General features: G+C 72.0%; 4 protein-coding genes. All 4 read right to left on the reverse strand.

What is annotated here, in order from left to right; genetic code table 11:
* Window positions 1-88: 88 nt before the first annotated feature.
* The 4 genes from pheT to ABZ656_RS55655 all read right to left on the reverse strand — a co-directional run bounded on the left by pheT (window position 89) and on the right by ABZ656_RS55655 (window position 5,978).
* The gene (gene pheT / locus ABZ656_RS55640; RefSeq protein WP_360280048.1) at window positions 89-2,593 is read right to left on the reverse strand and encodes a phenylalanine--tRNA ligase subunit beta; all 2,505 of its coding nucleotides are present in this window, start codon (window positions 2,591-2,593) and stop codon (window positions 89-91) included.
* Complete coding sequence (gene pheS, locus ABZ656_RS55645) at window positions 2,593-3,717, reverse strand: phenylalanine--tRNA ligase subunit alpha (RefSeq protein ID WP_095855645.1); 1,125 nt, start codon at window positions 3,715-3,717, stop codon at window positions 2,593-2,595. Before pheS ends, pheT begins: the two co-directional genes overlap by 1 nt.
* A gap of 180 nt (window positions 3,718-3,897) precedes the next feature.
* On the reverse strand, window positions 3,898-5,067 hold the full coding sequence (locus tag ABZ656_RS55650) for an ATP-binding protein (protein WP_101406148.1): 1,170 nt from the start codon (window positions 5,065-5,067) through the stop codon (window positions 3,898-3,900).
* 53 nt (window positions 5,068-5,120) lie between these two features.
* Window positions 5,121-5,978 (reverse strand): RNA methyltransferase, encoded by an 858-nt coding sequence (locus tag ABZ656_RS55655; RefSeq protein WP_360280052.1) that lies wholly within the window; start codon window positions 5,976-5,978, stop codon window positions 5,121-5,123.
* Between the last annotated feature and the right edge of the window lie 300 nt (window positions 5,979-6,278).

The raw sequence follows: 6,278 nt of genomic DNA on the forward strand, positions 1-6,278 counted from the left end.
CTCGTACTGGACGTACTTGGGCTTTCGGCCGGTGCGGCGAGAGTGCGTGCCGGGCGTCGCGACGGGGCGAACGTTGCCTGTTGCGGCACTAGCTCCGCAACACCGCCCCCGTGCGCTCAGCGGCGAGCGCCACGGCCACGTCACGCGCCGCGGAGGCCTCGTCGACGGTCAGCGTACGGTCGTCGGCACGGAACCGCAGCGCGTAGGCCAGGGACTTCTTGCCCTCGCCGAGCTGCTCACTGTTCTCGTAGACGTCGAACAGCCGGATGGACTCCAGGAGTTCACCCGCGCCCGCGCGCAGCGCCGCCTCGACGTCCACGTGCGGGACGGTCTTGTCGACGACCAGAGCCACGTCCTGGGTGGCGACCGGGAAGGTAGAGATCTTCGGGCCCTTGGGGAGGCCCGCGCTCGCCTGCTCCAGCGCGTCCAGGTCGAGCTCCATCGCACAGGTGCGCGCGGGCAGACCCAGGGTCTTCAGGACACCGGGGTGCAGCTCTCCGGCGTACCCGATGACCTTCTCCTGGCCGTCGACGACGACGGCCAGTTCGGCGCAGCGACCCGGGTGCCACGGCCCGTACTGCCCGGAACGGACGAGGAGTTCGGTCCCCGCCTCGCGGGCGAGCGAGCGCGCGGCCTCGATCGCGTCGGCCCAGTCGGCCGGGCGGCCCTTGCCCCACCAGCCGGCCTGCTCGCGGGCGCCCGCGAGGACGACGGCGGCGTGCCGGGGCTGGACGGGGAGCGCGGCCGCGAGGGACGCGATCTCCTCGTCGGTGGGACGGCGGTCGACGGGCAGACGGCCCGCGACACGCAGTTCGTCCTGCGGCTGGAAGACGAGACCGGTCTCGAAGAGCGCCAGGTCGTGGCTGCCGCGGCCGTCGTTGCGGCGCAGGGCGTGGAGCAAACCCGGCAGCAGCGTCGTACGGAGCGCGGGCTCCTCGTCGGAGAGCGGGTTGACCAGCCTGACGACCTTGCGCTTCGGGTCGTCGGCGGCCAGACCGAGCTGGTCGAAGACGTGCTCGCCGATGAACGGGTAGTTCAGTGCCTCGACGTATCCGGCGCCGGCCAGTGCGCGGCCGATCCGGCGGTGCAGTCGCTGCCGGCCGGTCAGGCCCAGGCCCGCGGGGGGCTTCGGCAGGGTCGAGGGCAGGTTCTCGTAGCCCTCGAGCCGGATGACCTCTTCGGCCAGGTCGTTCGGGTCCGTCAGGTCGGGCCGCCAGGACGGCACGGTGACGATCAGCTCGTCCTGCCCGTAGACGTCGCAGCCGACCTGCTGGAGGCGGCGGACGACGGTCTCACGGCCGTAGTCGACACCGGCCACCTTGTCCGGGTGGTTCGCCGGGATGGTGATGCTGTGCGGCGCGGAGGGCGCGATGACCTCGGTGACCCCGGCGTCGGCGGTGCCGCCGGCGAGGAGGACGAGGAGGTCGACCGTGCGCTGGGCGGCGGCGGAGGCGGCCTGCGGGTCCACGCCGCGCTCGAAGCGCTTGGACGCTTCGGAGGCCAGCTTGTGGCGGCGGGCGGTGCGGGCGATGGAGAGCGCGTCGAAGTGCGCGGCCTCGATGACGACCTCGGTGGTGGTGCCCTCGGTGTCGTCGATCTCCGTGTTCGCGCCGCCCATGACGCCCGCGAGGCCGATGGGGCCGCGGTCGTCGGTGATGACCAGGTCCTCGGCGTCCAGCGTGCGCGTGACGCCGTCGAGGGTGGTGAGCTTCTCGCCCTGCTCGGCCCGGCGCACACCGATCGCGCCCTGGACGCGGGTGCGGTCGTACGCGTGCAGGGGCTGGCCGAGCTCCAGCATCACGTAGTTGGTGATGTCGACGGCGAGGGAGATCGGGCGCATGCCCGCCTTCTGGAGCCGGCGGCGCAGCCAGATCGGCGAGAGGGTCTCGGGGTCGAGGCCCGTCACCGTCCGCGCGGTGAAGCGGTCGCAGCCCATCGGGTCGGAGACCTGCACCGGGTAGCCGAACGCGTTCGGGGCCGGTACGTCGAGCAGCGCGGGGTCCATCAGCGGCAGGCCGTAGGCGATGGCGGCCTCGCGGGCCACGCCACGCATCGACAGGGCGTAGCCGCGGTCGGGTGTGACGGCGATGTCGAGGACCTCGTCGACGAGCTGGAGCAGCTCGATCGCGTCGGTGCCTACCTCGACCTCCGGCGGCAGGACGATGATGCCGCCGCTGCCGTCGTCGCCCATGCCCAGTTCGTCGCCGGAGCAGATCATGCCGTGCGAGGTCTTGCCGTACGTCTCGCGTGCGGCGATCGCGAAGTTGCCGGGCAGCACGGCGCCGGGCAGGACCACGACGACCTTGTCGCCGACGGCGAAGTTGCGGGCGCCGCAGACGATCTCCTGGAGCTCACCCGTGCCGTTCGCGGTGCCGACGTCGACGAGGCAGAAGCGGATGGGCTTCTTGAAGCCCTCCAGCTCCTCGATGGACTGCACCTGGCCGACGACCAGGGGACCCTTGAGGTCGGCGCCGAGCTGCTCGACGGTCTCGACCTCGAGGCCTGCCGAAATGAGCTTGGCCTGGACGTCGCGGCCGGTCTCCGTCGCCGGCAGGTCGACGTACTCCCGCAGCCAAGAAAGCGGGACCCGCATCAGATCTCCATCCCGAACGGCCGGGTGAACCGGACGTCACCCTCGACCATGTCTCGCATGTCTTCGACGTTGTGGCGGAACATCAGCATCCGCTCGATGCCGAACCCGAAGGCGAATCCGCTGTACTTCTCCGGGTCCACGCCGCAGGCGACCAGCACCCGCGGGTTGACCATGCCGCAGCCGCCGAGCTCGATCCAGCCCTCGGAGGAGCAGGTCCGGCAGGGGCGGTCGGGGTTGCCGACGGACTCGCCCTTGCAGACGTAGCAGAGCATGTCCATCTCGGCGGACGGCTCGGTGAAGGGGAAGTAGTTCGGGCGCAGCCGGGTCTTCATGTCGGCGCCGAAGAGCGACTGGACCATGTGGTCGAGGGTGCCCTTGAGGTCGGCCATGGTCAGGCCCTCGTCGACGGCGAGGAGCTCGATCTGGTGGAAGACCGGGGTGTGCGTGGCGTCCAGCTCGTCCGTGCGGAACACCCGGCCGGGGCAGACGACGTAGACCGGCGGCTCGCGGTCCAGCATGGCGCGGGCCTGCACGGGCGAGGTGTGGGTGCGCAGCACGACACCGGACTCGCCGTGGTCGCCCGTCGGGCCCTCGACGAAGAAGGTGTCCTGCATCTGCCGGGCCGGGTGGTCGGGCGTGAAGTTCAGGGCGTCGAAGTTGAACCACTCCGCCTCGACCTCGGGGCCCTCGGCGATCTCGTATCCCATGGACACGAAGACGTCGGCGACGCGCTCCATCATGGTGGTCAGCGGGTGGCGGGCGCCGGCCGGTACGCGGTCGTACGGCAGTGTGACGTCCACCGCCTCCTCGACCAGCACCCGGGCGTCGCGCTCGGCCTCCAGCTCGGCCTGGCGGGCGCCGAGGGCCTTGTTCACCGCGCCTCGCGCCTGACCGACCAGCTTGCCCGCCGCGGCCTTGGCGTGCGGGGGCAGGGCTCCGATCTCGCGGTTGGCGAGGGCCAGCGGCGAGGTGCCGCCGGTGTGGGCGACCTTGGCCTCCTGGAGCGCGTCGAGGTCACCCGCGGCGGCGAAGGCGGCGAGCGCCTCGTCCCGCATGCGCTCGATCTCTTCCGGTTTCAAGGCCTCGACCTCTACAGGGTCGTACGACTTATTCGGTGCCGACATCTCTTCCCGTGCTTCCGGTTGGCTGGCGGATGGTCCCCGTCCCGACTCGGGGGACGCATGGTCCCTGAAACGGGGACGCAAAGGTGCCAGAGGCCGAGTCTAACGGGGTGGGAGCCGACCTCGGACGCGCAGTCCGAGGGGTGGCTCCGGTACGTGTGCGCCCGTGGGGCCTCTTCGGCGTTACAGCAGGTACGCCGGGGTGCCCACGGGCAACGTAAATCGGAACTCGGCACCGCCGCCGGGGGCGCGGCCGACCGTGATGGTGCCGCCGTGGGCCTCGACGATGCCCTTGACGATATACAGCCCGAGACCCGTGCCGCCGCGCTTGCTGCCCCGCCAGAAGCGGGTGAAGACGCGGTTCATGGACTCCTCCGGGATGCCGGTGCCCTCGTCGCTCACGGTGACCGACGTGGCCGCGTTCTCGGCGTCCTCGCGCTCACGCGGGGACGCCGAGGGCGTGACGTCGATAGTGACGGTTCCCTCGCCGTGCCGCACCGCGTTTTCGAGCAGGTTGCTCAGCACCTGGTCGATCTTGTCCGGATCGGCCCACAGGGGCGGCAGGGGCTGTTCGATGCGCAGCAGGAAGCGGTCGGCGGGCTGGCCCGAGGTGACGTACGCCTGGATGTGGCGGCCGACGGCGGCACCGATGTCGACGGGCTGGCGGCGTACTTCCAGTCGGCCGGAGTCGATGCGGGAGATGTCGAGCAGCTCGGCGATGAGCCGGGTGACCCGGTTGGCGTCGGCGTCGACGGTCTCCAGCATGAGTTTCTTCTGGTCGTCGGTGAAGCGTTCCCACTTGGCGAGGAGAGTGGCGGTGAAGCCCTTGACCGAGGTGAGCGGGGAGCGCAGCTCGTGGGCGACCGTGGCGATCAGCTCGGCGTGACTGCGCTCGGTGCGGCGGCGGGCTTCGGTGTCGCGCAGCGAGACGACGACGCGGCGGACGGGCCCGGTGGGTGCGGTGCGTACGTACCGCGCGGAGACGAGCACCTCCCGTCCCCCGGGGAGCAGCAGATTGCGCTCGGGCTGTCCGACGCGGATCGCGAGGCCGCCGTACGGGTCGGTCAGCTGCCACCAGCGACGGCCTTCGAGGTCCTCCAAGGGAAGGGCCGACTCCAGGTGGTGTCCGAGGGCGGCGGCGGCGGGGACGGCGGTGATGCGGGCGGCGGCGGCGTTGAAGCAGATGACCCGGCCGTTCTCGTCGGCGATGACGAGCCCGTCGGGCAGGTCGTCGGGGTCGATACCGAGTTCGCTCCCCGGTTCCGGCCCGAGACCGGCGCGCGGGGGCGCGGGTGTGTCACGCACGTCCCGTGCGCGCAGTGCGCTCTTCGCACCGCTCGTGCCGACACCCATCCCCGTATCCCACCTCTCGTCTGGCGCAGTGGGCCCCCGAGCCCGTCACCCTACTAGCTGTCGGTGACGGAGCGGCACCCTCCGGAGGCGCGCTGTGCACGGGCGGACGCGTAGAGACATACGGCGGCGGCCGTCGCGAGGTTCAGACTCTCGGCCTTTCCGTGGATCGGTACGCGCACGACGGCATCCGCCAGCGCGCGCGTCTCCTCCGGGAGCCCCCAGGCCTCGTTTCCGAACACCCAGGCGGTGGGGCCGCCCATGGTCCCCTTGTCGAGCTCGTCGTCGAGGTCGTCCTCGCCCGCGCCGTCGGCCGCGAGGATCCGTACGCCGGCGTCCTTGAGGCCCCGTACGGCTGCCTCCACGGGCACCCCGACGGCCACCGGCAGGTGAAAGAGGGAACCGACCGAGGCCCGTACGGCCTTGGGGTTGTACAGGTCGACGGACGCGTCGGTGAGTACGACGGCCTCGGCGCCGGCGGCGTCGGCGCACCGCAGCACCGTGCCGGCGTTCCCGGGGTCGCGGACGTGCGCGAGTACGGCGACGAGCCTGGGCCGGGCCGCGAGGATCTCCTCGAACGGGGTGTCGAGGAACCGGCAGATCCCGACGAGGCCCTGCGGAGTGACGGTGGTCGAGATGTCGGCGATCACCTCCTCGTCGGCGAGGTGCACCCGTGCTCCGACGGCCCGGGCGTCCCCGACGATGTCGGCGTAGCGCTCCGCGGCCTCGACGGTCGCGAACAGCTCGACGAGCGTGGCCGCCTCGTCGACGCGGTGCGCCGTCGCCTCGCGCACGGCCTGCGGGCCCTCGGCGAGGAACAGCCGCTCCTTGCCCCGGAAGTTCCGCCGGGCGAGTCGCCGCGCGGCGGCTACGCGCGGCGAGCGCGGGGAGATCAGCTCGGGGGCGGCGGGCATGAGGTCACCTCAGGGGTTTGCGGAGGGTCGGGCTTGGGGTGGGGCAGGGCCGGGTCCCCTCGGGGAGGACGACGAGAGCGGGGTCTGTGTGTCCATGCCGACCGCGGCCGGGGCTTCGGGGGCCGGGCCGGCGAGCCGTCCGCCGTCACCGGCCGACATCCGGTGAGCGCGGCCCTGGCGGTGCCGGACGCCCGGTCCGGCGAGCTTCGACGAGCCGGGGCCGGGCTCTAGTGCGACGGCCGATGACCAGTCGGCTCACCCAGTACTGCGACGGCGCGGCCGAAAACGTCACACCCGGGC

The sequence above is a fragment of the Streptomyces sp. NPDC007095 genome, assembly GCF_040634475.1.
GTDB lineage: Bacteria > Actinomycetota > Actinomycetes > Streptomycetales > Streptomycetaceae > Streptomyces.